Origin of the sequence: Microvirga arvi, from assembly GCF_016892765.1 — a bacterium.
GTDB lineage: Bacteria > Pseudomonadota > Alphaproteobacteria > Rhizobiales > Beijerinckiaceae > Microvirga > Microvirga arvi.
This window is the reverse complement of the sequence record NZ_JAFEMD010000002.1, coordinates 64,654-89,620: the sequence shown is the minus strand read 5'-3', so window position 1 is coordinate 89,620 and position 24,967 is coordinate 64,654. Positions and strand designations below refer to the sequence as shown.

The following is a 24,967-nucleotide window of genomic DNA, read 5'->3' as shown; positions in this document are numbered from 1 at the left end:
AACCAAGGTCTTTTCGCCGATGCGCTATTTGCCTTTGTCCGACACCGACCGGAGCGAGATGCTCGCGCGGATCGGCGTCAATCACGTCGATGAGCTGTTCGCCGATGTGCCGAAAAACCTGCTCCTGAAGGAGCCGGTCGACCTGCCGCGCCGCAAGGGCGAATGGGAAGTGGAGCGCATCCTCTCCCGCATGTCCGCGAAGAACATCTCGGCTTCGTCCGTGCCGTTCTTCGTCGGCGCGGGCGCCTACAAGCACCATGTGCCGGCGACCGTCGATCACCTGATCCAGCGCTCCGAGTTCCTGACGAGCTACACGCCGTACCAGCCGGAGATCGCGCAAGGGACGCTGCAATATCTCTTCGAGTTCCAGACCCAGGTGGCGGCGCTCACCGGCATGGAGGTGGCGAACGCCTCCATGTATGACGGCTCCACGGGCACGGGCGAGGCGGTGCTGATGGCGCACCGCGTCACCAAGCGCCGCAAGGCCGTGCTCTCGGGCGGTCTGCATCCGCATTACGCCGATGTGGTGAGGACCCTGTCCGAGATGTCGAGCGACGACGTCGTCACCATGGCGCCCGACGTGGGCGGCACGGAAGACATCCTGTCCCAGATCGACGACAGCGTGTCCTGTGTCGTGGTGCAGTCGCCGGATGTGTTCGGCAACCTGCGCGATCTGAAGCCTATCGCCGAGAAAGCTCACAAGCACGGTGCGCTACTGATTGCCGTGTTCACCGAAGCGGTGTCGCTCGGCCTCGTGGCTTCGCCAGGGAGCCAGGGCGCCGACATCGTGGTGGGTGAGGGGCAGTCGATCGGCAACGCGTTGAACTTCGGCGGGCCCTATGTGGGCCTCTTCGCCACGCAGTCGAAATACATCCGTCAGATGCCGGGCCGCCTTTGCGGCGAGACGGTGGATGCGGACGGCAACCGTGGCTTCGTGCTGACGCTCTCCACCCGCGAGCAGCATATCCGCCGCGACAAGGCGACCTCGAACATCTGCACCAATTCAGGGCTTTGCTCGCTCGCCTTCACCATTCACATGACGCTGCTCGGCGAGGCGGGCCTCTCGCGGCTTGCGCGCATCAACCATGCCAATGCTGTGAAGCTGGCGGATCGGCTCAGCGCCGTGAAGGGCGTCGAGGTGCTCAACAAGACGTTCTTCAATGAATTCACCCTGAAGCTCGCAAAGCCTGCGGCCGAAGTGGTGGAGCGTCTTGCCGAAAACGGCGTGCTCGCCGGCGTGCCCGTGTCGCGCCTCCTGCCCGGCGCCGGCCTCGACAACCTGCTGCTCGTCGCCTCCACCGAAGTGAACACCGATGATGACCGCGCGGCCTTTGTCGCCGCCTTGAAGGAGGTTCTGTGATGTTGAACCGCCAGGGACGCCCCTCTTCCGCCGGCGAGGCCGGCACCACCGCGCATCCGACCTTCACCGGCAACAAGGCGCTGGCGCAGGTCGAGCCGCTGCTGTTCGAGATCGGGCGCTATGACACCACCGGCGTGGATCTCGACGAGCCGGAGGATTTCAAGCCGCGCCTCGGCGGGCTTGGGCGCAAGGAGCCTATCGGCCTGCCGGGCCTCTCCGAGCCCGAGACCATGCGCCATTACGTGCGCCTCAGCCAGCAGAACTACGGCATCGACACGGGCCTCTTCCCGCTCGGCTCCTGCACCATGAAGCACAATGCGCGGCTCAACGAGCGCATGGCGCGCTTAGCCGGCTTCTCCGACGTGCACCCGCTGCAGCCGGTCTCCACCGTGCAGGGCGCGCTGGAGCTGATGAACGAGCTCGGCCGCTATCTCATCACGCTTACCAACATGACGGCTGTGGCACTCTCGCCGAAGGCCGGTGCCCATGGCGAGCTCTGCGGCATGATGGCGATCAAGGCCGCCATCGAGGCAAAGGGCGAGGACGCGACCCGCAACGTGGTTCTGGTGCCCGATTCCGCCCATGGAACGAATCCGGCGACCGCCGCTCTCATCGGCTTCAAGGTGAAGCCGGTGCCGGCGCGCGATGACGGCTGGGTGCACGTCGAGGACGTGAAGGAGCGCCTCGGCCCCGATGTGGCGGCGATCATGCTCACGAACCCGAACACCTGCGGCCTGTTCGAGCCGCAGGTGGCGGAGATCGCCAAGGCGATCCACGATGCAGGCGCCTACTTCTACTGCGACGGCGCCAACTTCAACGCCATCGTCGGCAAGGCGAAGCCGGGCGACCTCGGCGTCGATGCCATGCACATCAACCTGCACAAGACCTTCTCGACGCCGCATGGCGGCGGCGGTCCGGGCTCCGGCCCGGTGGTGCTCTCCGCACGCCTCGCGCCCTTCGCGCCGGTGCCGTTCGTGCGGGCTGGCCAGGACGGCTTCGAGCTGGTGGAGCAGGAAAGCGATGCGGCGGAAAAGCCCTTCGGCCGCATGACCGCGTTCCATGGCCAGATGGGCATGTATGTGCGCGCCCTGTCCTACATGCTCTCGCATGGTTCGGACGGCATGAAGCAGGCCTCCGAGGATGCGGTGCTCAATGCCAACTACATCCGTGCGGGTCTCGCCGACCTGATGTCGCTGCCCTTCGGCAACAAGCCCTGCATGCACGAGGTGCTGTTCGACGATGCGTGGCTCAAGGACACGGGCGTGACCACGCTGGACGTGGCCAAGGCCATGATCGACGAGGGCTACCACCCGATGACCATGTACTTCCCGCTGGTGGTGCATGGCGCCATGCTGATCGAGCCGACGGAATCCGAATCGAAGGCGTCGCTCGATCTCTTCATCGCGATGCTGCGCGACCTCGCCATGGCTGCGAAGAACGGCGACAAGGAGCGCTTTATCGGCGCGCCTTATCACGCTCCGCGCCGCCGCCTCGACGAGACCCGTGCCGCTCGCAACCCGGTCCTCAAGTGGACGCCGCCGGCGCCGGTGGCGGAAGCGGCGGAGTAGAGCGCCTAACCCTCTCCCCTTCGCGGGAGAGGGTGGCTTGCGACAGCAAGCCGGGAGAGGGGAAGCCTTGGAGAGTCATGAATGGTCTGGCAGCGCTGCTTTTTTGTGCCGTACACAGCCCCTCTCCCGCTAAAGTGGAAAGGGTTAGGCGCACATCATGCTTCGAACGGCGCCGGTCAGTTCTTCCATCCGCAGAAGAATCAGCGGCGCTCCTGCCTGCCTCAGCTTCTCCGCATGCTCCGGTCCGCAATGACCGCCGCCGACGAAGCCGATGACGCGCATGCCGGCAGCAAGCGCCGCCTGAACGCCAGCCGCGGAATCCTCGATCACCAGGCAATCCTCAGGGCTTGCTTTCATGTGCGCGGCCGCATGGAGGAACAAATCCGGTGCCGGCTTGCCGCGTGCGACCTGCGTCGCGCTGAAGACATGGTCGAACAGGTCCGACAATCCCGTGATGCGCAATGACAGGGCGATGCGATCGAGCGTGGATGAGGATGCGACGCAGCGCGGATGGGGGAGGGAGAGAATCGCCTCGCGGACACCCGCGATCGGCTTCAGATCCGTCTCGAAGCTGGCGAAGAGATCGCTGTCGATCTGCGAGCCGAAATCGGCGGGAAGGGTGCAGGCATGCTCCGCCTCGAGGCGCGCCACCATGTCCTTGAAGCTGACCCCGACGAACTTTCGCGCAATGTCCTGGGCCGAGTAGGGCAGGCCTATGCGTGTGAGAATCCGGGCATCGATCTCGCAGGCGAGCACCTCGGAATCGACCAGTACACCGTCACAATCGAAGATCAGCAGCATATCTCTCTCCAGCAAAAAGGCCGCCTCGGAGGGCGGCCTTTGCTATCTTTCAGCTTGTGAAGGCTCTTACTGCATCTTGGTGCGCACGTCGTTGAGGCTCGACGTCACGAGGGACGCGGCGGCGGGGCCTGTGATCTCGTCGCGCAGCACGCGCTCGGACGCCTTGATCGCGGCGTCGATGGCGGCGGCGCGGACTTCAGCCGAAGCCTGGACCTCCGCCTGGGCGATCTTCGCCTCGGCCGTCGCGGTGCGGCGCTTCACGAAGTCGGCCATCTTCTCCTGGGCCTCGCGAGCCAGGCGCTCGGCCTCCTCGCGGGCGTTGGAGACGATCTCGGCGGCCTCGCGTTCGGCGGCGGAGCGCTTGGCCTCGAATTCCTTGAGGAGCCTTTCGGCATCCTGGCGCAGGCGCTTGGCCTCGGCCAGTTCATCGGCGATGCGCTTGCCGCGGGAGTCGAGCTGGTTGAGGATCTTCCCGGGGACGCCGTTATAGAACAGGATGCCCCAGAAGATGACGAAGGCGACCGCAACCCAGAATTCAGCGCTTTGGAACATGCGGATCTCCTGATCAGGCCTTGATCTGGTTGAGAGCGGCTTCGACCTTCTGCGGGGCCGGAGCCTTGCCGGTGAGGCGCTCGATGATGGCGGATGCCGTGTCGCGGGCGATGGCGTCCACGTGGCTCATGGCCTCGGTCTTCTTGGCCGTGATCGTCGCCTCCGCATCGGCGAGACGCTGGTTGAGGTCGGCCTCGAGCGCCTTGCGCTTCACGTCGCTCTCAGACGAGAGCTTGGCGCGCGTTTCCTGCGCGAGAGCCTGTGCGCGGCCCTTGGCCTCGGCGAGAGCGGTCTCGTAAGCGGTGCCGGCTTCTTCCGCGCGGGATTTCATGGCCGCCGCATCGTCGAGATCGCTGGCGATCATCGCGCGGCGGTTCTCGATGATTCCGCTCAGGCGCGGGAGGACCAGCCGTGAGAGCAGGATGTAGAGCGCCACGAAGGTGATTGCCAGCCAGAGGAGCTGACCGGCATAGGTTTCCGTCTCGAAGGGCGGAAAGCCGATATCCTCGTGAGCGCCGCCGGGGGCCTCTGTTGTGGCATGGGTCGTCTGAGCCTGAGCCATGGAGCAGATCCTGAAGAACGATCCTGAAAACAATGAATGACGGCGGTGGATCCGCCGTCACTCGTGTCGAGGCGAAGCGGTTGGACGCCCCGACCTCCCGATCACCGTCTTGAGATTAGGTGAAGAGCAGAACGAGAGCGACGACGAGGCAGAAGATGCCGAGACCTTCCGCGAGCGCCGCACCGATGAAGGCGCGGGCGAACTGGCCGTCGGCCGCCGACGGGTTGCGCAGGGCGCCCGAGAGGAAGTTGCCGAAGATGTTGCCGACGCCCATGGCGGCGAGACCCATGCCGATGCAGGCGAGGCCCGCGCCGAGGAACTTGAAAGCAACCGGATCCATTGTGATCTCCTTGGGAATAACGTGATCGGGAGGGAAGGTGTAACTCAGCGCAGACCTAGTGGCCCGGGTGCAGCGCGTCGTTGAGGTAGATGCAGGTCAACACCGTGAAGACGTAGGCCTGCAGAGCGGCGACGAGGAACTCGAGCGCCATGAGAGCAACCGCCATGAGAAGCGGCAGCGGAGCGAGGATCGTCAGGGCACCGCCGGCCGCCAGGAGGCTGACGACGAAGCCTGCGAAAACCTTCAGCGCGATGTGTCCCGCGAGCATGTTCGCAAAAAGACGCAGGGACAGCGAGATCGGGCGGGAGAGGAAGGAGATGAGCTCGATCACGACGATGAAGGGCAAGAGCCAAGCCGGCACGCCTGACGGCACGAAAAGGCCGAGGAAATGGGTGCCGTGCTTGATGAAACCGTAGACCACCACGGTACCGATCACCAGCATCGCGAGGGCGAAGGTGACGATGATGTGGCTGGTGACCGTGAAGAAACCCGGGATCATGCCGAGCAGGTTCGCCGTCAGCACGAACATGAAGAGGGAGAACACGAGGGGGAAGAACTTCATCCCCTCCTTGCCTGTGGCATCGACCAGCGTGTTCGCCACGAAGTCATGCAGCACCTCGGCCATCGACTGGGCGCGTCCGGGAACGACGGCACGCCTGCGCGTCGCCAACAGGAGGCCGCCCACGATCACGGCGGCAGCGCCGATCATGAACAGGGACGAGTTGGTGAAGTTGATGACCGGAATGATGGGCTTGATCTGGAATTGTTCGATCGGGCTCGCCATGATCCGCTCTCAAAAGTTCGCTGTTGCCAATGCCGTTCGGCGTTCGAAAGTCCGGTCCGTCACCGCTTGCCGTCATGCCGGGCGGGTTTGACCACCCCAGCTGCTCGCATCAGATTGAGCATCCCGGCGCAGAAGCCGAGTATCAGACAAACGATCAGACCCCAAGGGGAAGATCCGAACAGGTGGTCGACGAGCAGACCCAGGATCACGCCGGCGGCAACCCCTGCAACGAATTCGGCCGAGAGCCTGAAGGCTTGGCCAAGGGCAGTGGAATTGGACGTCGGGCGGGCGCGAGGTTCCGACTCGGCTCGGTGAACGGATGCTTGAGAGATCCGCGCATCGAGTGACTTCAGTCTCGCTGACAGGTCGGCATCATCGGCGCTGCCCGGTTCCCGCTCATTTCCACCGTTCCGCTCTTGAGGGTCCGCCATTGCGATCTCCTGTAAAGCGTTGCGGGAAAATGACCGGAAAACCAGCCCCGAAAGCCGGGCGCACCATATGAGCGGGGGTCCCCCCTGTCAAGGACCGTCTGAAAAGAACTAAGTAATTGATATCGTTATCTTATGATTGGTTTTGCGCAGCCTGAGGCGGAAAGCGCACACGTTTTTGAGGCTGAAGCATGGCAGGGTCTGAAACCCTTACAGCATCGGACCTAAAAGCGGATTCCCCTTTGAAGATCCATCCGATGCTTCATTTCCTAAGCTGGCGCATTGCTCGGAGCGGAAAACCGAAACCACTTTTCACTCACGTGGCCCTTCGGGTCGCTGACGCGGCCCGCCGGGTCCGCACGACGCGCTAGGCCACTTCAAGAATGCGCTCTGCGCTCTGCAGGTCGACGGAGACCAGTTGCGAGACGCCGCGCTCGGCCATGGTGACGCCGAACAGCCGGTCCATCCGTGCCATGGTGATCGGGTTGTGGGTGATGACCACGAACCGGGTCTCGGTCTGGCGGGCCATGTCTTCGAGAAGGGCGCAATAGCGCTCCACGTTGGCGTCGTCGAGCGGCGCATCCACCTCGTCGAGCACGCAGATCGGCGAGGGATTGGTGAGGAACACGGCAAAGATCAGCGCGGTGGCGGTGAGTGCCTGCTCGCCGCCTGAGAGCAGGGTCATGCTCTGAGGCTTCTTGCCCGGCGGGCGGGCAAGGATCTCGAGGCCTGCCTCCAGCGGATCGTCCGAATCGACCAGGGTCAGCTCGGCCGTGCCGCCGCCGAAGAGGGTGGCGAAGAGGCGCTTGAAATGGTCGTTCACGACGTCGAAGGCGGCGAGCAGGCGCTCGCGGCCCTCGCGATTGAGGCTGCCGATGGCCTGGCGCAGGCGCTTGATGGCTTCGACGAGGTCGTCCCGCTCACCGGCGATGCTGTTGTGCTTGGCTTCGAGTTCAGAGAGTTCCTCGTCGGCGCGCAGGTTCACGGCGCCGAGGCGCTCCCGGTCGTTCTTGAGCGAATGGAGCTTCGATTCGATTTCCGCATGCGGGGGAAGCTCGGTCGCTTCCTTCAAGCCGGCAAGCTCGATGAGCCCGGCTGGGGTCGTCTCGAGATTCTCCGCGATGGTGCGGGTGATTTCGGCCAGGCGCGCGACGGCAGCCTCGTGGCGGGCCTGGGACCCGGCACGGGATTCGCGGGCAGCGGACATGGCCTCCAGGGCGGCGCGGGCGGCGCGGTCCGTCTCGGACAGGTTCGTCTCCGCATCGGCGAGCCGGTCGGCGGCTTCCTTGCGCTTTGCCTCGGCTTCCTCGACCTCACTGATGAGGGCGCGGCGGCGCTGGAGATAGGTGTCGGGAGCCTCCAGCAGGCGCTGGTGCTCGTCCTGGGCCCGCTCGAGACGCTCGCCGAGATCCTCGAAGGCCTTGGCGGCACGGGCGGCACGCTCGGTCCAGAGCCGGATATCGGCCGCAAGAGCCTCCTGCCGGCGACGGCGCAGCTCGGCCTCGTGCATGAGGGATTGCAGGGCGGCCCGCGCCTCGGAGGCGGCAGCCCGGCGCTCGGCCACGCGGGTGCGCTCTTCGAGCAGGCGGCTTTCGAGGTCTGGCGCAGGGGCAAGATCCTGCAGGGCTTCTTGCGCATCCTGCACACGCTCCAGCGCCTCCGCCTCGCTCTCCGAGAGACGGGTCAGGCCTTCCTGCAGGGCTGAGCGGCGCTGGCCGAGCTCGGCTTCCTTGCGTTCGGCAGCCGTCAGACGGGTTCGGGCAGCATCGAGCGCCTGCCGGGTCTGCCGGGCCGCCTCGTTGGCCTGCATCTCGTGCGCGGCCGCCTTGCGGACGGATTCAAGCGCGGCTTCCGCCTCGTGGCGCAGGTGCTCGGCCTGCTCGCGAGCCTCGGCGGCTTCGCGCTCCAGGTCGCCGAGGCGATTCTTTTCGACGAGGCGGCGGGCGGCGGGCGAGGGCGCTTCGGCCGCGGCGGTAAAGCCGTCCCAGCGCCACAGGTCGCCTTCCATGGAAACCAGCCGCTGGCCGGGCTTCAGCATGCTGCGCAGTCGCAGTCCGTCGCCCTTGCCGACCACGCCGATCTGGCGCAGGCGGCGCTGAAGGGCAGCGGGGGCCTGGGCAAGATCCGCCAGCGAGCGGACACCCTCCGGCAGGGCCGGATCGCCCTCTCCCAAGGTGGTTTCGGCCCAGTGGTGGGGAGCCGAAGAATTGATCGAGGCTTCAAGATCGTCGCCGAGAGCTGCGCCCAGCGCGGTCTCGTAGCCCTTCTGCACCGTGATCTGATCGACTGCCGGCGGCCAGAGATCGCCGGTGGCGGAGGTGACGAGCTTGGCGAGGGTGCGGGCCTCGGTCTCGAGGCGCTGCGCCTTGCGCTCGGCCTCGTTGAGGGGCTGGCGCAGGCGGCTCTCGGCCTCGCGGGCCGCCGCCAGGGTCTCGCGCGCCTCGATCACAGCCTCTTCGGCGGATTGGGCGGTTTCCTCGGCGATCGCCATGCTCTCGCGCAGGTCCTCGAGGGACGGGCCGTCCTCGGGTGAAGCGGAGAGGGCGGCGATCTCGCGCTCAAGCCGCTCCTTCTCGGATCGGAAACGGGTGGCGCGCTCCATCTCCTCGCGCACGGCCCGCTCGAGGGCGGCGCGGCGGGCATTGAGATCGGAAGTCTGGGCCTGGAGCGCGCTCAAGGCTGCCTCGGCCTCGTGCAACGCCGCCTCGGCGCTGTGGAGCCTCTCCTCAGCCTCGGCGCGGGCCTCGTCCGCCCCATCGGTGGTGAGCGTGATCTCGGCGGCTTCGGCCTGGAGGCGCTCGATGGTGGCCTCCGCGTCCATGCGCTGGGCGGCCTCCCGGGCGATGTCGCGGTTGAGGTCCCCGATATGCCGCTCCAGTTCGGTCACGCGCTCCTTGGAGCGGCGTTCCTCCGATTCGAGCTCGTTGCGGGCATGGGTCAGGCGCTGCAGGGCGGCTGCGGCTGCGGCCTCCGCCTGACGCAGTCCCGGAAGAGCGTGGGCGGCAACGGCCTGGGCGGTGGCCGCCCGGGTCTGCTCCTCGGTGGCATCGGCAACCGCCTTGAGGTCTTCGGCGACCTGGCGTTCTGCGGTCGCGGCCTGCTCCCGCGCCTCGGCGAAGCTGATGGCGTACATCAGCGCCTCGAGCCGGCGGATCTCGGAGGAGAGGTTTTTGTAGCGGGAGGCCTGACGTCCCTGGCGCTTGAGGCTCTCGATCTGGCTCTCAAGCTCACGGATCACGTCCTCGACGCGAACCAAATTGTCCTCGGCAGCTTTGAGCCGCAGCTCCGCCTCGTGCCGGCGGGCATGAAGGCCCGCGATGCCGGCGGCATCTTCCAGGATGCGGCGGCGGGCCTGGGGCTTGGCGGAGATGATTTCGCTGATCTGGCCCTGGCGGACAAGGGCCGGCGAGCGGGACCCGGTCGCAGCATCCGCGAACAGGATCTGCACGTCGCGGGCGCGCACTTCCTTGCCGTTGACCCGGTAGGTCGAGCCTTCCTCGCGCTCGATCTTGCGGGAGATTTCAAGGAGATCTGTGTCGTTGAAGGCGGCTGGAGCCGTGCGCTCCGCATTGTCGATGGTGAGCATCACCTCGGCCCAGTTGCGGGCGGGCCGCCCGCCGGAGCCGGAGAAGATGACGTCGTCCATCCCCGTGGCGCGCATGTTCTTGAAGGAGTTTTCCCCCATGACCCAGCGCAGGGCCTCGACAAGGTTGGATTTGCCGCAGCCGTTGGGCCCGACGACGCCGGTCAGCCCTGGCTCGATCAGGAAGTCGGTGGGCTCGACGAAGGTCTTGAAGCCTGCGATGCGAAGGCGCGTCAGCTTCATGGACGCGCCTTCCCGTCCCGCCCGGGGAGGGCAGGTTGAGAGAACTTACTCTCCCAGCAGAGGCTTGATGACCTTTTCAATCTCATCGATCGACAGGCTTCCAGGATGACGCTCACCATTGATGAAGAAAGTCGGCGTGGAGTCTACACGGAACTGCTCCATACCCCGGTTCTTCACCGCGTTGACTGCGTCATATAGTTTCTGGTCCTTGAGGCAAGCATCAAATTTTTCCTGTGAAAAACCAGCCTGGCGCATGAGCCCGCGCAGGGCATCGAGCGGCTTGTCCACAAAGGCCCAGTTCCGCTGCTGCTCGAAGAGCAGGTCCGTGATCGGGTAGTACTTGTCGTTGCCGTCGCAGCGGGCGAGCATGAAGCCGGCCGTGGCGAGGGGGTCGAGCGGGAATTCACGCAGGACGAAGCGCACCTTGCCGGTGTCGATGTAGCGCTTCTTCAGCTCCGGCCAGGTGGTCTTGTGGAAGTTGGCGCAGTGGGAGCAGGTCATCGAGGCATATTCGATGATGGTCACCTTGGCGTTTTCGGGACCTAAGGCCACATCGCCGAGGGGACCCTGAACCGCGAGATCCTGGACGGCCACGTTCTGGGCGAAGGCTGGCAGGCTCGCGGCAAGGTAAGCGGTGACGGCTGCGGTTCCGAGAAGCTGAAGCGTCTGACGCCGGGTGATCATCGTGAGGGAACTCCTGAAGAGATTTCGTTCTGCGGTAGAATGCCTTGGCCTGCGAGGCAAGCGCCACCATCTCACGCTTTCGTGCGTGAACCGGAGCTGACGATCGCTTGGCCCAGCCGGTCGAGGGCTGCCTTGAGGGCTTCCTCTTCGATGGGCTGGACGGCCTTGTCGACCTTTTCCCGATCCGCCGGGGTGAGAACGGGAGAAGTCGGACGCTTCTTCTCAACCCGCCGCACGGGCCCTTGTTTCAGCACGATCTTCCCGATGCAGCGCCAGCCGTAATAGGTGTTCACCCGGTCGATGACGGTGGGCGCGAGGTGCTGGAGTTCCAGGGCGAAGGCGCCTTCGACCCGAATGACGAGGGTGGCCGGATCGGGTCTCGCCTCCGGGTCGGAATGGGGAGCTTTTCGCTTCCATTCGATCTTGAGCGGCTGGGTGAAGGCGGCGAGCCGCTCGCCGACGATCTCCGGCCAGGCCATGATGATATCGGCGGTGGCAAAACCCTGCGCCGCCAGGCTGGGGGACAGGCAGACGTCGAGAAATTCGGCGAGGGGGCGGGCCAAGGGCCTCGGGCGTCTCATGTTGAATGTCCAAAAGCCACGTTGGAATATGCGATCAGGACCGTTATTCCACGTCATATGTTAACGCCCGCTTCGAGCGCGACCAAGCCCGACCCGCAGGATCTTCTTGCCTGGTACGACCGTCACCGGCGCGACCTGCCGTGGCGCGCCAGGCCGGGCGAGACCGCAAACCCTTACCGCGTCTGGCTTTCCGAGATCATGCTCCAGCAGACGACGGTGACGGCGGTCAAACCCTATTACCTGAAATTCCTGGAGCGTTTCCCGAGCGTCGAGGCTCTGGCCGAGGCGCCTACGGATGCCGTGATGCATGCCTGGGCCGGTCTCGGCTATTATTCCCGCGCCCGCAACCTCCACGCCTGCGCCAAGGCCGTTGTGGATAAGCATGGCGGCCGCTTTCCCGCGACGGAGGCTGAACTGCTGAAGCTTCCGGGCGTCGGGGCCTATACGGCTGCGGCCGTGGCGGCCATCGCCTTCAACGAGCAGGCGGCGGCTGTGGACGGCAATGTGGAAAGGGTCATGTCCCGCGTGTTCATGGTCGAGGAGCCGCTGCCGAAGGCAAAGCCCCTCATCCGCTCCCTCACGGAGGAGCTGGTGCCCGGCGATCGGCCAGGCGACTTCGCCCAGGCGGTGATGGACCTCGGCGCCACCATCTGCACGCCCAAACGCCCGGCCTGTGCCCTCTGCCCGTGGATGATGCCCTGCCGCGCCCGCGCCGAGGGCCTGCAGGAGACCTTTCCGAAAAAGCAGAAGAAGGAAACCGGTCAGCTGCGCAAGGGCGCGGCCTTCGTCGTTCTTCGCGCCGACGACACGATCCTGCTGCGCACCCGCCCGCCGCAAGGGCTTCTCGGCGGCATGGCCGAGCCGCCGACGAGCGAGTGGCTGCCCGATTACGCATCCTCCCGCGCCGTCCTCGACGCGCCGATCGAAGCCCGCTGGCAGCGCCTGCCCGGCACGGTCCGCCACGTCTTCACCCATTTCCCGCTGGAGCTGACGGTGCTCTTCGCCAAGGTCGCCAAGGGCACGCCCGCCCCCGAGGACATGCGCTGGACGCCGCGCCTGCAACTCCACGAGGAAGCGCTGCCTGGCGCCATGAAGAAGGTGCTGGCGCATGCGCTCGGCGAGCTGCCGGGTGCAAAGGGGAAAGCTTCGGGGTGGAAGCCGGCGGAGAGTGCGTGAAATCCATTCCGCTGAGCGGCTGAGATTCCCTCCCCGCAAGGGGGAGGGAAGAGATGTCCGTCTCACCCGCCCACAAGGGCCTTCTGATTTCGCTTGAACAGTGCCGCCAGTGCATTCGCCACCCGCGTCACGTTAGGGCGGTTTCGGCTGCGGCGGTGCATGACGAGGAAGACATCCTCGATCAGGTCGCCCTCCGGCTTCATCACCTGGACGAGATCGGGATCCGAGTCGCCGAGCCAGCACGGTAGGAAGGCTGCTCCGAGACCCGCCTTCGCGGCTTGATAGCGGATCGGCATGTCGCCGATGCGGGCCGCGATGGTGCGGCCTTGCGCGAACTCGGCCACGTAGGCGGCCTGCCGCGACAGGGTCGGGTCTTCCGGCGGGGCGATGACAGCGGTGGGGTTCCCGGTACGGGCATAGATGGCGAAGGCGATCTGGCCGATCTTGCGCGCCACGAGATCGTCCGTGCCCTCCGGCAAGGTGCGCATCCTCAGGCCGATATCGGCCTCTCCGGAGGCGAGATCGAGCCTGTGGCGGGTCGGGATATAGGCGATCTCCACGGGAGCCGCCGCCTCGTGCAGCTCCGCCGAATGAAGCGAGAGGAACAGGGTGACCGAGGCGGTCGCCGTGATCCGCACCGGTGCGTCGGGATCGGGCCGGTAGGCCGCGGTCGTGCGCGACACGATGGCGGCTGCTTTGCCCATGGGAGCCGCCGCTTCGAGAACGGCGTGCCCTGCTTCTGTCAGCTCAAGGTTGTTGGGCCCGCGCTGGAAGAGCGATAGGCCGAAGGTTTCCTCCAGCGCCTTGATGCGCCGCGCGATGGTCGGCTGGCTCTGGCCCAGGGCCTTGGCGGCGCTGTTCATCGATCCATGAGCCACCACGGCGAGAAAGATCCGCAGATCGTCCCAGGATGGTTCGGTGAGGGCGAGGCGGAAGGGATCGAGAGACGAAGGAGCCATGAGAGGATGCTAAATCGCTGAACCGGGTTCGGCATAGGGGAATGTTCCGGCCTGGGGGACAAGCCGCACCATCGCGCAGATATCATCATCAGGCAGCCCGGCAGACGCGTAGGGGACCTCTTCAGTTCTGATGAGAGCAGGGCCGCCGAGACTAGCCTTCAGCTAAATTATGATACACTATATCTATGATGGGGCGGGCTCATGCGCATGCTTGACCGCTCTGGGCCGACTCTTCGCCGTCTCCATGAGCCCTTCTCAGCGATAGGTTAGCGATGCCGCAGACATATCCTCGGCCCCTCCCTCAGAAGACCATTGGCGTGCTCGGTGGCATGAGCAATCAGGCCACCGGCGAGTACTACCGCCTCCTCAACGAACGTCTGAACGCTTCTCTCGGCGGTTGGGACAATGGAGAAATTGTGATGGTCTCGGTCAATTTCGGAAATATCGAGCATTTCGTCCGAAACGATCTCTGGGACGAAGCAAAGGCTTATCTGACCGAAAAGATCGAGCGCCTGGAACGGGCGGGATCGGATGTGATCGCATGCGTGTCGAACACCATGCACCGTGTTGTCGAACCGATCATGGCCGACCGAGCAACACCTTTCATACACATTGCCGATCCAACAGGTGAGGCCATTAAGCGAGCGGGGCTCACGCGTGCCGGGCTGCTTGGGACTCTGTCGGTCATGCGCTCGGCCGAACTCAAGCAGCGCTACAAGGAGCGCTTCGGAGTGGAGATCGTGGCCCCCTCCGCCGCGGACATGACGATTGTCGACCGGATCATCTTCGACGAGTTGGTGCGGCGGGATCTGCGGCCTGAATCGAAGAGGGAATACCTGCGAGCCGTTGACGAAATGCGCCGCGCCGGCGCCCAAGGCGTGATCTTGGGCTGCACGGAGATCTTCCTGCTGATTGACCAGAGTGATCTGCCCGAATTGCCTGTTTTCGATACCACGGCTTTGCATGTGGACGCGATCGCCACCTTTGCACTCGGAGCGAAGTAAAAGAAGTCTCTGCAGAGAGTTGGCATCGTCGATTTGTATTCTGCAGCCATCAAGCACGCTTCGGTCGTCAGGAGACGGATAAGATGTGATCCGCCCCGATCTTCCGCTGCTGTTGGTGCACCGATGAAGACGCACACGTCGTGTCGGAGCGAGCCGGCGACGATAAGATGCTGTGACAGGTCTCTAAGTCAAAATTCATGTGCTCAAAACCGGCCTCGGTTCAATTTGTCCGGTAGGCTCAGACTGAATTCCGGTTCGGCCCAGCCTGTGGCCCGGGACCAACGCGCCTTCCGTCTCGCAATGCCAGGGCAGGGTTCCCGAGGGCAAGTACCGGCCCAATGCATTCAGTGTGAACATGGCAAGCGTGACGACGGTGACGGTGACGATAGCAACGGCGGAGGCCTGGCTCCCAAGGCCCGCCTCTTCGAGGTTGTAGAGCACGACGCCGATGGTTTCCGTTCCTGCCGACCAGAGCAGGGCCGAGACGGTCAGTTCGCTGAAGGCGAGCAGGAACGCCATCAACCCGCCAGCAATGGCCGCCGGAAGCAGCGACGGCAGGACGATGTCGACGAGTCGCTGCGTCAGGCGGGCGCCGTCGATGGCGGCCGCTTCCTCCTGCGCCATGTCGATCTGCTCCATTCCCGCAAGCACGGGCTTGAGCGTCACGGACAGGAAGCGGGCCAGATAGGCGAAGACGATGATCCAGGGGGTCGCATAAAGCGAAACGCCGACGAGCGGCAGCGGCTTCAGGAACAGCAGGATGCAGGCGATGGCGAGCACGATGCCCGGCAGCACATAGGAAATCTCGAGGAGCGCTGTCGCCAGAATCCGCGCCGGCCCCATCAGCCTCACGAGACCGTAGGCCACCGGGATCGAGAAGGTCGCCAGCAGGCAGGCCGCGCCGCCTGCGTAAAGCAGTGAGTTCAGGAAGGCTCGGACAGTCACGTCCTGCCGTGCCAGCACCTCGACGAAATTGTCAAGGGTGATCGTCGAAAGGGTCAGAGGCATGCCGTAGGACGGCACGAGGGCGGCCGTGAAGAGCGACAGCATCGGCAGGATCAGGGTGACGGCAATCACCATGCCGGCGAAAGCTTCGGCTGCCGCGCCCGCGCGTCCGAGCTTCCAGAAGGGCTGAAGAGGCACGTCCTGTTCCAGATGAACTTCCCCGCGGCGCGTCAGAAATTGACTCGCTGCGACGCAGACGATGGCGATGATGGCCACGAGGAGGCCGAGCGCCGCCACGTCGCTTAAAACGCCGGTGCCGAAACTCGACAGGCGGCGGTAGATCAGAACAGGCAGCGTCAGGTAGTTCACCGGTGCGCCGAGCAGCGCGGGAATGCCGAAATTGCCGATGCCGGCGACGAAGGCGAGCAGCGCTGCGCCGACGAGATGCGGGCGCAGCAGCGGCAGTAGATGATCGGTGACGATCCGCATCGGATGCGCGCCGTCGATGCAGGCGGCCTCGACGACGGCGGAAGGGATGCGCTTCAGGCCGGCGCTCATGACCACATAGACGAGGGGCGCGTGGTGAAGACCCATGACCAGGACGATGCCGCCGCGCCCGAGCATCGGATTGGCGCTGCCGGCCTCAGGCGCGAGGCCCAGCGTATTGAGGATCGGCGAGGCGGGACCGGCGAGATGCAGAAAGGCCAGCGCCATCACCTGCGGCGAGATCATCACGGACAGGACGAACAGGAACGAGACGATGCGCCGCCCGCGCAAGTCGGTGACGCTGAGCGCCAGCGCCACGGCGCCGCCGAGGGGCAGCGCGATCAGACTCGACAGGAAGGCGGTCTCGAGGCTCGCCCGCGCGGCATTGAGGGCGGAGCGGCTCGACAAGGCGGAGAGCGCCGCGTCGGGATTGAAGCTGCCGCCCGGAGCCAGTGCTTGCAGCAGCAGTCGCGCCGCGGGCAGAACGTCGAAGGCGAGGACGGTCAGAGCGACAAAAGCGAGGAGGCCGAAACCTCCCCGCTCCAGGAACGACTTGGTCGATATGTGCTGTCTCACTGTCCGAAGATATCGGCGAAGGCCGCCTTGTTCTTGGTCTCGTCAGAAAGCGCCTTTGCCGCGTCGAAGCCCATGACCTTGATCTGCTCGCGCGGCGGGTAGCCCGCCGGCAACGCGACGGCCGGGTGAGCGGCGATGTAGCCTTGCTTGAGCGCGAGCTCCTGCCCCTCCTTCGAGAGCATGAAATCGACGAAGGCGCGGGCAGCGTCGGGGTTCTTCGTGGTCTTGAGGATGGCGACGGGCTCGGACACGGCGGAAACGCCTTCCTTCGGGAACACGAACTCGATCGGCGCGCCCTTGGCCTTCTCGCGGATCGGCATGTAGTCGACGATGACGCCGTAGAGCTTCTGGCCTCCAGCCACCTGCTTCAGCACATCGCCGTTGCCGCCGCCGGCGACCGCCTCGTTCTCCTTGAGATCCTCGTAATATTTCCAGCCGCCTTCGATATTGCCGGTCAGAGTCGCGGCGTGGATGAGGGCTGCGCCCGAGGTGAGGGGGCTCGGCATCACAAGCTGGCCCTTGACCTCGGGCTTCGTGAGATCGAGCCAGGAGGAGGGCTTGAAGCCTGCCTTCGTGTTGTAGGCGATGCCGGTGGTGATCAGCTTGGTGGCGAACCAGAACTTTTTGGAATCATGCATGCCGGCGGGGTAGGCGGACGTGTCGGCCTTTTCATGCGCCAGCAGGCGGTCGTCCTTCTTGAGGCCCTCCATGGTCACGCTGTCGGCGATCAGGAGCACATCGGCCTGGGGTTGGCCGGCCTCGAACTCGGCGCTGAGCTTGGCGAGGATCTTCGGCGTGCCGTCGCGGACGAAGGTGACGTTGACCCCCGGATGATTCGCCTTGAAGGCGTCGATGGTCTGCTGCGCGTCGGTGTTGGGCTGGCTCGTATAGAGCACCAGGTTGCCGGAAACCCCTTGAGCCTGCGCGAAGGCAGGCACGAGGGCGGCGAACAGGGTGAGAAGAATCCGCTTCATGGGCACGGGTCAGTTCCTCGCTTCTGATAAGGCTGTCCCTGCGCTAGCGGCCTTGAGTGACGCCTCCGTGACGAAAAGACTAGTGCAGATAGCGAAAAGGGCCAGCGCATGGCCAGCCCTTTCACAGCTTTGCGATGTCGCAGTGAAGCCTTAAGCCGCCATCGCGGCCCGCACCTTGGCCCGGAACTCGTCGATGGAGACCAACTTGCCGCCCCGCTCCACATGCCAGAAGGTCCAGCCGTTGCAGGAGGGGAACCCTTGCGTCAGCGCACCGATCTTGTGGATCGAGCCGACAATCGGGCCGAGGGCGAGCGTCCCGTCGGCGCGCACCACTGCCTTGTGGCGGCGGCGCTCGTCCACCAGGGTCTCGCCCGCCTTCACATGGCCCGCCTCGATGAGTGAGAGGAAGGGCACGCGCACTTCCGTACGCTTCTCGGGAGCTGCTGCAATCGAGACGTCGGAGAGCGGCTCGACCGCATCGATGCGCTTGCGCGCCGCCTTGGCATAGGTCGAATCGCGCTCGAGGCCGATGAAGTTGCGCCCGAGCATCTTGGCGACCGCGCCGGTGGTGCCGGAGCCGAAGAACGGATCGAGCACCACGTCGCCTGGGTTGGACGATGAGAGCAGGATGCGGGCAAGGAGCGCCTCCGGCTTCTGGGTGGGGTGCACCTTGCGGCCATCCCCGTCCTTCAGGCGCTCGTCGCCCGTGCAGATCGGGATGAACCAGTCCGAGCGCATCTGCACGTCTTCGTTGCCGGCTTTCAGCGCATCGTAATGGAAGGTGTAGCCCTTCGAATCAGCGCTCTTCGAGGCCCAGATCATGGTCTCGTGCGCGTTGGTGAAGCGGCGGCCCTTGAAGTTCGGCATCGGATTGGCCTTGCGCCACACGATGTCGTTCAGGATCCAGAAGTTCAGATCCTGCAGGGCCGAGCCCACGCGGAAAATGTTGTGATAGGAGCCGATGACCCAGAGCGTCGCGTTCTTCTTCATCACGCGGCGCACGGCGAGAAGCCAGGCGCGGGTGAACGCGTCGTAATCGGCAAAGCTCGCGAACTTGTCCCAGTCGTCGTCGACCGCGTCGACAAGGCTCTGGTCAGGACGCGTGAGTGCCTGTTCGAGCTGGAGATTGTAAGGCGGATCCGCGAAGACCACGTCCACGCTCTCAGGGGGGAGCTTCTCCAGATTGGCGATGCAATCGCCGAGAAGGATCTCATTGAGAGGTAGAGACGGAGGCAGAACGGAGAGGGGCGTTTTACGCCCCGTCCGAGGAGCCGGCGCAGACCGCCCGGTACGCGAGACATGGATCCGGGAGGCGGCGCCGGCAACCCCGGTACGCAAGGTACCCATAGGTGATCACCGGTTACGCAACTGACACTCAGGATCATGATGGGATAGGGTAAAGAGGAGGTTTCCAAACCCGATGAAATCCAAATATTTTGGATCGGCAAAACTTGCCTACCCATTGATAAGATTGGATTTTTTTGAGTTAACGGGCGTTAAGTTCGGTTACAGGTCCGGTAACCCTTGGCGCAAGGGTGAAAAACTCATGCGGTGGAAGGGGCAAGGACCCTCGTTCGCGACTGCCGAGAGATGCGCCTTGGTGCTGTAGCCCGCGTTGCTGGCAAAACCATAAGCAGGATAAGCGTTCCCAAGCCTCGCCATCATGCGGTCGCGGACCACTTTTGCGACGATCGAGGCCGCTGCGATGGATGCGATGCTCGAATCACCCTTGATCACGGCTTCAGTCGCGCAGGGAAGGCACGGCGGGTCGTTGCCGTCGACGAGGGCCATATCCGGCTTGCAGGGGAGCGCCGCCAGCGCCCGGCACATGGCAAGCAGCGAGGCCTGCCGGATATTGATGGTATCGATTTCCTGATGCGACACCGAGGCGATGCCCACTCGCGACGTCGCCAGAATCTCGGCGAACAGCGCCTCGCGCCTGGCTGCCGTGAGCACCTTCGAATCGGCGAGGCCCTGAGGGACATTGTCGAGATCGAGCACCACCGCCGCCGACACCACCGGCCCCGCCAGCGGCCCGCGCCCGACCTCGTCGAGCCCGGCGATGCATGTGTAGCCCTCAGCGCGGGCACAAAGCTCGCGGCTGAGGCCGAGGTCAGGAAGTCGAGGAGCGCGAATCGGTGCGGTCATAGGCAGATCAAAGCGGTAAGGCGGACGCCCTGTCACCCCTTAGGAGCGTTCAGAAGAGTCGCAGCCTCCCGCGTCATCCCGGGCTCTGCTCCGCAGCCCTGGGATGACAGCAAGGGCGAAGCCTCAAAACAAACTCAGCTGACCCGTCTCTTTCGGCGGCACATTGAACAGGTCCGTGCGCAGCCTCAAGGACCGCTTGTTGAGCCCGAGCCGCTCGGCCGCGGTCTCGAAGCGGCGGCCGAGCATCCAGGCATAGGGGCCGACGCCTGACTGGCGGGTGCTCCACTCGGCATCGTAATCCTTGCCGCCGCGCGCCTCCTGCAGCAGCGTAAAGACGTGCTTGAGCTTGTCCGGGTAATGCTCGACGAGCCAGTCGCGCATCAGGTCCTTGAGGTCGTGCGGCAGGCGCAGGAGCACATAGCCGGCCTCCTGCGCGCCGGCCTCCGTGCAGGCCTTCAGGATGGCCTCGATCTCGTGATCGTTGATCGCCGGAATGATGGGGGCGACCAGCACCGTCACAGGAATTCCCGCCCCGGTGAGGCTGCGGATCGTCTCGAGCCGCTTGGCGGGCGTGGCGGCGCGGGGCTCCATGCGGCGGGCGAGCCTCGGGTCGAGGGTCGTGACCGAAATCGCGACCTTGGCGAGCTGCCTTGCCGCCATCTGGCTCAGGATATCGATGTCGCGGGTGACGAGGGCCGATTTCGTCACGATGCCGACCGGGTGATTCATCCGGTTCAGCACTTCGAGGATGGAGCGGGTGATGCGGAAGCGCCGCTCCACCGGCTGGTAGGGGTCGGTGTTCGAGCCGAGCGCAATGGTGGTCGGCTGGTACTTCGCGGCCCGCAGCTCCTTCTCCAGAAGCTCCGCCGCGTTGGGTTTGGCAAAGATCTTGGTCTCGAAATCGAGACCCGAGGACAGGCCCTGGAAGGCGTGGGTGGGCCTGGCGAAGCAATAGGAGCAGCCGTGCTCGCAGCCGCGATACGGATTGATCGACTTCTCGAAGAGGATGTCGGGCGAATCGTTCCTGGTGATGATCGTGCGCGGCTTTTCGACGATCACTTCGGTGGGGAGGGAGGGCAGCTCCTCCTCGATGGTCCAGCCATCGTCGAAGGTCTCGCGCTGCGCCGGCTCGTAGCGCCCCGTCGGGTTGGCCGAAGCGCCACGGCCGCGGCGGCGATCCACCTCGACGCGGTAAGCCGGATCGTCCATGCGCCGCCGGGCAGCCTCCGCCGCCTCCAGGGGCGTTCGCTTCGCAGGCCTGGAACGGGCGGGATCATAGCCTTGATCCTTGGGGCGGGCAGTCATGGCAGCCTCGAGCGAATCTGTCGACGGAGGCTGCAAGCTTAAGAACAAAACAGGAACAAAATCAAGAGAGCCTGAATGAATGTGTGAGAGCCTCGCGCAGAAACCGGATCCACTTTTCAGCACGATGCCCTGGCGACGGACCGGAAAACTGGAGCTATACTGTTCGTATGATTACCGTTCTCATCCGCGTGACCCATGGGCCCGAGGCCCTCGCCGCTACCTTGAGCGCCCTTGTGCCCGCCGTTGCCGCCGGTCTCGTCGGCGACGCCGTCATTCTGGCCGACAGGCCGGATGACACCTTGGCGAAGGTGGCCGACGCCGTCGGCGCGACCCTGGTCGTGGCCGAGCGCGGCTCCTGGACGGAGGGTGCGCGGGTCGCGCGGCGCGACTGGCTCCTGTGCCTCGACGACGGCGACATTCCGCAGGAGGGCTGGATCCGGGTGCTCGACCGGTTCGTGGCCCTGTCCAGCCCCGAGCAGGGGCTCGCGCGGATGCGGCGTCGGCAGGCGGGCTTGTTGAGCGCATTCAACGCTCTGGTTGCCGGATCACGGGTGCGCGGCGGCGATCTCGTGCATCGTCAGGTGTTGACGAACGAGGTGAGGGCGCGCATGCCCGTGCGGCTCTCCGCCACCATCGAACGCGATCCCGTCTTCGGCTGAGCCCTCCATGAATCATTCCCCTCCTGCACGCCTGTTCTGCCAGGATCCCGAGCTTGGCTACGAGCGCAGCCGGACGCGTTTCACCTCCGGCGAGGGGCTCGTTCTCGACGAAACCTATCGGCTCGCGCACCTGCCGCTCGTCGCTCCCGATCATCCGCGCGTTATCAGGACGCGCGAGGGCTCATCCTACGTCATGGGCCGGCACGAGCGGGTGTTCTCCCTCGTGCTGCCGATCCCAGGCGATCTTCTCCTGCGATCTCCCTCCTACCGCGAATTGGACGAGGCCATGAGAGCATCGCCGTTTGCCCGCAAGATCGCCTGGGATCTGCTGGGCAGACGCCAGGACAAGCTGCATGCGACGATCTGCGGTTCGCTCTCAACCGGAGAGCCGCCCGTGCTTGCTCCATCGCAACGGCAGGACTTGGCCGCGCTCGGCCCCGTTCATGTCGAGCTGCGAGGGCTGTTTTCCGGCAGCGTCAATCGCGGCCGGCTGTACCTTCGAGCCTATCCCGAAAGCCGAAGGGGAGAGAACGTCTTCCGCCGGATTCAGGGCATCCTGGGCTGCCGCGAAACCGATCTCTATGTCGTCGGTTTCTACAACATGACGGACGATCTCGATGCCGACGAGACTGCGGCGCTCGCCTCGCTGATCGAAAGCTGGTGGGATCGCACGATCCTACAGTTCGACATCGATCATCTCTGGCTCATGGGAGCCTGTGACGACCTTGTTCTCGACTCCATGATTGCGGAGACCGTCTCGCTGACATGAGGCAGCGGGCTTGTCTGCTCAACGCTTCAGCTTGCCACGCTTCAGGTGCTCGTCGAGGCGCGGCATGATCTCGACGAAGTTGCAGGGCCGGTAGCGGTAGTCGAGCTGCGTGGACAGGATGCCGTCCCAGGCATCCTTGCAGGCGCCGGGCGAGCCCGGCAGCACGAAGATGAAGGTCGTTCCTGCAACGCCGGCGGTGGCCCGCGACTGGATCGTCGAGGTGCCGATCTTGTCATACGAAATGCGATGGAAGACGGCCGAGAAGCCTTCCATGCGCTTGTCGAACAGGGGCTCGATGGCCTCGGGCGTGACGTCGCGGCCGGTAAAGCCCGTGCCGCCCGTGGTGATGATCACATCCACGGTTGCGTCTGCGATCCAAGCCCGCACCTTGCCGCGGATCGCCTCCACGTCATCCGTCACGATGGCGCGGTCGGCGAGCCTGTGTCCTGCCTTCGCCAGCCGCTCCGCCAACGTCGCGCCGGACTTGTCCTCATCGAGCGAGCGCGTGTCGGAAACGGTCAGCACGGCGATGCCGAGCGGAACGAAGGGGAGTGTGTCGTCGATGCCGGGCATGGAGAGGGCCTATTCTTAAGGGAGGCATTAGCGTCCCTGTCATACCCGGCTTGCTGCCGGGTCGCCAATATCCGCCTGGCGCCGCCTCGTCATTTTGGCGTGAGCGAAGCAAGAAGCCAGAGCCTCTGGCAGCCTATTTCATCTGGATTTTGAGGTTTAAAAGGCGCATCGTGAAAACCATCCGGTCGTTGACCCAACGCGACCAGAAGATTGCGTACAACTTAGTCGAACGGAGCCCTGACGGGCATCCGTAAACTCGTGCCGCAGCACGTCCAGCATTGGAGAGGTTGTATGATGAAACGCAAGCTCATCGCAGCATTGGTCCCAGGGTTGTTCATTCTGTCCTCACCGGCAACCGCGCAGCAAGCCTTCTCCGTCAAGCCGCTGGTCGAGAAGAAGGTGGCGGAGTTGCCGGCAGGCGACCTGTTCTGGCGCATCGACACCTTCGAGAGCAAGGATCAGGCGCAAGCGGCCGCAGGTCCATTCGGACTCGTCGCCGAGTCAGAAGGCAAGGTTTGGCTCTTCGAACTTGGCCGCGCAGGAGAAGACCCCAAAGGCGGCAAGCGGGTCGCCGAAATCGGGCCGCTCCCTCGGATCAATGCCGCGCAGTATCTTCTCCGCATCAACGAGGCAGGCGGTCCTCCCGGCAGTGTCACGTCCGTACACACCCATCCGGGTTCGGAGGCGTTTTACGTGCTCTCCGGGGAATTGACCCAGAAGACCCCACACGGCGTGGCACGGGTCTCCAGCGGTCAGACGCTGGTGGGTCATGGAGGCGACGTACCTATGGAAGTGTCGAGCAGCGGCTCAGCCGAACTGAAGGAGTTCGCGCTGTTCGTGGTGGATTCGACCAAGCCGTTCTCATCACCGGCTCACCTCCACTGAGGTACGTTGTCCAAGAGTCTATCCTGGAAGGGCGATCCGCAGATCTGCCCGCACGGCTCCGGCTCTATCCGGAGATAGGTTCGTTCAGCGCTCTTAAAGCCGGCTTGCCCGGAACGTGTCGCAGGATTGGATCGTCCCGCTCTTCAAGCCGGTCGTCAGCCAGCGCACGCGCTGCTCGGACGAGCCGTGGGTGAAGGAATCGGGCATCACGCGGCCTTGGCTTTGCTTCTGCAGCCTGTCGTCGCCGATGGCTTCCGCCGCCCGAATGGCTTCCTCGATGTCGCCCTGCTCAAGCGATTTCCAGCGCTGGTCGGAATGGTGCGCCCAGACACCGGCGAGGCAATCGGCCATCAGCTCGACGCGCACGGAGAGCTGGTTGCCCTCCGTCCGGCTGACCTGCTGCTGGCGCTCCTGTACCCGCGGAAGGATGCCGAGCTGGTTTTCCACATGGTGGCCGACCTCGTGGGCGAGCACATAGGCATAGGCGAAGTCGCCGCCGGCGCGGAAGCGGCGCTGCATCTCCTGGAAGAAGGAAAGGTCGATGTAGACGGTCTGATCGAGCGGGCAGTAGAACGGCCCCATGGCCGATTGCGCGCCGCCGCAGCCTGAGCGGGTGGCATCCGAGAAGAGCACGAGCTTCGGTGCCTGGTACTGCCGATTGACCTGCTGGGGAAAGACCGTGTTCCACACGTCTTCCGTGTTGCCGAGAATGGCAGAGGCGAAGCGCCCGGCCTCGTCCTGCGGTGCGCCCTGCCGGCCCTGCTGTTGCTGCTGGTAGCCGGAGCCGCCGCCCGTCATCATCTCGGCGCCGCCGATCAGGATGCGGGGGTCGATCCCGAGGGCCCAGCCGACGAGGCCGAGGATCACCATCGCTCCTATTCCGAGGCCCCCGCCGCCCGCCATGCCCATGCCGCGACGGTCTTCCACATTGGACGAGGTTCGAAAGTCTTCCCAGCGCATGATTCACCTTCCAGCCGCAGCACAGGATGCCGCAGGATCTTAAGGCGTGAGCATATCAACCG

24 protein-coding genes are annotated in these 24,967 nt (G+C 64.8%); 7 read left to right on the top strand and 17 right to left on the bottom strand.

Features of this window, described 5'->3' with window-relative positions; genetic code table 11:
• The first annotated feature begins 19 nt into the window (after positions 1–19).
• Positions 20–1,360 carry an aminomethyl-transferring glycine dehydrogenase subunit GcvPA gene (gene gcvPA / locus ILT44_RS01740; protein WP_204237828.1) on the top strand — a complete coding sequence of 447 codons (1,341 nt, stop codon included), beginning with the start codon at positions 20–22 and terminating at the stop codon, positions 1,358–1,360.
• Entirely contained in the window at positions 1,360–2,928 is a 1,569-nt protein-coding gene (gene gcvPB, locus ILT44_RS01735) for an aminomethyl-transferring glycine dehydrogenase subunit GcvPB (RefSeq protein ID WP_204237827.1), read from the top strand. Before gcvPA ends, gcvPB begins: the two co-directional genes overlap by 1 nt.
• Before the next feature lie 144 nt (positions 2,929–3,072).
• On the opposite strand, the gene ILT44_RS01730 is transcribed toward gcvPB, so the two are convergent.
• The 9 genes from ILT44_RS01730 to ILT44_RS01690 all read right to left on the bottom strand — a co-directional run bounded on the left by ILT44_RS01730 (position 3,073) and on the right by ILT44_RS01690 (position 11,486).
• A complete protein-coding gene (locus tag ILT44_RS01730; protein ID WP_204237826.1) occupies positions 3,073–3,729 on the bottom strand; it encodes an HAD family hydrolase in 657 nt (218 codons plus the stop codon).
• Between the two features lie 66 nt (positions 3,730–3,795).
• On the bottom strand, positions 3,796–4,281 hold the full coding sequence (locus ILT44_RS01725; RefSeq protein WP_204237825.1) for a F0F1 ATP synthase subunit B family protein: 486 nt from the start codon (positions 4,279–4,281) through the stop codon (positions 3,796–3,798).
• A 13-nt stretch (positions 4,282–4,294) separates the two neighbouring features.
• The gene (locus tag ILT44_RS01720; protein ID WP_204237824.1) at positions 4,295–4,843 is read right to left on the bottom strand and encodes a F0F1 ATP synthase subunit B family protein; all 549 of its coding nucleotides are present in this window, start codon (positions 4,841–4,843) and stop codon (positions 4,295–4,297) included.
• A 115-nt stretch (positions 4,844–4,958) separates the two neighbouring features.
• A complete protein-coding gene (locus ILT44_RS01715; RefSeq protein ID WP_009764739.1) occupies positions 4,959–5,183 on the bottom strand; it encodes a F0F1 ATP synthase subunit C in 225 nt (74 codons plus the stop codon).
• Positions 5,184–5,238: 55 nt separating this feature from the next.
• Positions 5,239–5,967 (bottom strand): F0F1 ATP synthase subunit A, encoded by a 729-nt coding sequence (locus tag ILT44_RS01710; protein WP_239467838.1) that lies wholly within the window; start codon positions 5,965–5,967, stop codon positions 5,239–5,241.
• Positions 5,968–6,026: 59 nt separating this feature from the next.
• Positions 6,027–6,398 carry an AtpZ/AtpI family protein gene (locus ILT44_RS01705; protein WP_204237823.1) on the bottom strand — a complete coding sequence of 124 codons (372 nt, stop codon included), beginning with the start codon at positions 6,396–6,398 and terminating at the stop codon, positions 6,027–6,029.
• A gap of 364 nt (positions 6,399–6,762) precedes the next feature.
• Positions 6,763–10,221 carry a chromosome segregation protein SMC gene (gene smc, locus ILT44_RS01700; protein ID WP_204237822.1) on the bottom strand — a complete coding sequence of 1,153 codons (3,459 nt, stop codon included), beginning with the start codon at positions 10,219–10,221 and terminating at the stop codon, positions 6,763–6,765.
• A gap of 45 nt (positions 10,222–10,266) precedes the next feature.
• Positions 10,267–10,905 (bottom strand): DsbA family protein, encoded by a 639-nt coding sequence (locus tag ILT44_RS01695; protein ID WP_204237821.1) that lies wholly within the window; start codon positions 10,903–10,905, stop codon positions 10,267–10,269.
• Between the two features lie 71 nt (positions 10,906–10,976).
• Complete coding sequence (locus tag ILT44_RS01690) at positions 10,977–11,486, bottom strand: DUF721 domain-containing protein (protein WP_204237820.1); 510 nt, start codon at positions 11,484–11,486, stop codon at positions 10,977–10,979.
• 57 nt (positions 11,487–11,543) lie between these two features.
• On the opposite strand from ILT44_RS01690, the gene mutY reads away from it, so the two are divergent.
• A complete protein-coding gene (mutY, locus tag ILT44_RS01685) occupies positions 11,544–12,662 on the top strand; it encodes an A/G-specific adenine glycosylase (RefSeq protein WP_204237819.1) in 1,119 nt (372 codons plus the stop codon).
• 62 nt (positions 12,663–12,724) lie between these two features.
• On the opposite strand, the gene ILT44_RS01680 is transcribed toward mutY, so the two are convergent.
• The gene (locus ILT44_RS01680; RefSeq protein WP_204237818.1) at positions 12,725–13,621 is read right to left on the bottom strand and encodes a LysR family transcriptional regulator; all 897 of its coding nucleotides are present in this window, start codon (positions 13,619–13,621) and stop codon (positions 12,725–12,727) included.
• Between the two features lie 272 nt (positions 13,622–13,893).
• Between ILT44_RS01680 and ILT44_RS01675 the strand changes: the two genes are divergently transcribed.
• Positions 13,894–14,625: an aspartate/glutamate racemase family protein gene (locus ILT44_RS01675; RefSeq protein WP_204237817.1), complete on the top strand. Its 732-nt coding sequence runs from the start codon at positions 13,894–13,896 to the stop codon at positions 14,623–14,625.
• Positions 14,626–14,820: 195 nt separating this feature from the next.
• On the opposite strand, the gene ILT44_RS01670 is transcribed toward ILT44_RS01675, so the two are convergent.
• The 5 genes from ILT44_RS01670 to ILT44_RS01650 form a co-directional block, all read right to left on the bottom strand.
• Positions 14,821–16,632 (bottom strand): ABC transporter permease, encoded by a 1,812-nt coding sequence (locus ILT44_RS01670; RefSeq protein ID WP_204237816.1) that lies wholly within the window; start codon positions 16,630–16,632, stop codon positions 14,821–14,823.
• Entirely contained in the window at positions 16,629–17,606 is a 978-nt protein-coding gene (locus ILT44_RS01665) for an ABC transporter substrate-binding protein (RefSeq protein ID WP_204237815.1), read from the bottom strand. Before ILT44_RS01665 ends, ILT44_RS01670 begins: the two co-directional genes overlap by 4 nt.
• A 150-nt stretch (positions 17,607–17,756) precedes the next feature.
• A complete protein-coding gene (locus ILT44_RS01660) occupies positions 17,757–18,953 on the bottom strand; it encodes a site-specific DNA-methyltransferase (RefSeq protein ID WP_204237814.1) in 1,197 nt (398 codons plus the stop codon).
• A 159-nt stretch (positions 18,954–19,112) separates the two neighbouring features.
• Positions 19,113–19,754 carry a ribonuclease HII gene (gene rnhB, locus ILT44_RS01655; protein ID WP_204237813.1) on the bottom strand — a complete coding sequence of 214 codons (642 nt, stop codon included), beginning with the start codon at positions 19,752–19,754 and terminating at the stop codon, positions 19,113–19,115.
• 123 nt (positions 19,755–19,877) lie between these two features.
• Positions 19,878–20,963, bottom strand: coding sequence for a PA0069 family radical SAM protein (locus ILT44_RS01650; RefSeq protein ID WP_239467848.1), 1,086 nt, complete (start codon positions 20,961–20,963; stop codon positions 19,878–19,880).
• 263 nt (positions 20,964–21,226) lie between these two features.
• On the opposite strand from ILT44_RS01650, the gene ILT44_RS01645 reads away from it, so the two are divergent.
• Positions 21,227–21,718 (top strand): glycosyltransferase family 2 protein, encoded by a 492-nt coding sequence (locus ILT44_RS01645; RefSeq protein ID WP_204237811.1) that lies wholly within the window; start codon positions 21,227–21,229, stop codon positions 21,716–21,718.
• 7 nt (positions 21,719–21,725) lie between these two features.
• On the top strand, positions 21,726–22,487 hold the full coding sequence (locus ILT44_RS01640; RefSeq protein ID WP_204237810.1) for a hypothetical protein: 762 nt from the start codon (positions 21,726–21,728) through the stop codon (positions 22,485–22,487).
• Positions 22,488–22,505: 18 nt separating this feature from the next.
• Here the strand turns inward: ILT44_RS01640 and moaB are convergent, their stop codons facing one another.
• Complete coding sequence (gene moaB / locus ILT44_RS01635; RefSeq protein ID WP_204237809.1) at positions 22,506–23,060, bottom strand: molybdenum cofactor biosynthesis protein B; 555 nt, start codon at positions 23,058–23,060, stop codon at positions 22,506–22,508.
• Positions 23,061–23,351: 291 nt separating this feature from the next.
• Between moaB and ILT44_RS01630 the strand changes: the two genes are divergently transcribed.
• Positions 23,352–23,945, top strand: coding sequence for a cupin domain-containing protein (locus ILT44_RS01630; RefSeq protein WP_204237808.1), 594 nt, complete (start codon positions 23,352–23,354; stop codon positions 23,943–23,945).
• 93 nt (positions 23,946–24,038) lie between these two features.
• Here the strand turns inward: ILT44_RS01630 and ypfJ are convergent, their stop codons facing one another.
• A complete protein-coding gene (gene ypfJ / locus ILT44_RS01625; protein WP_204237807.1) occupies positions 24,039–24,905 on the bottom strand; it encodes a KPN_02809 family neutral zinc metallopeptidase in 867 nt (288 codons plus the stop codon).
• Between the last annotated feature and the right edge of the window lie 62 nt (positions 24,906–24,967).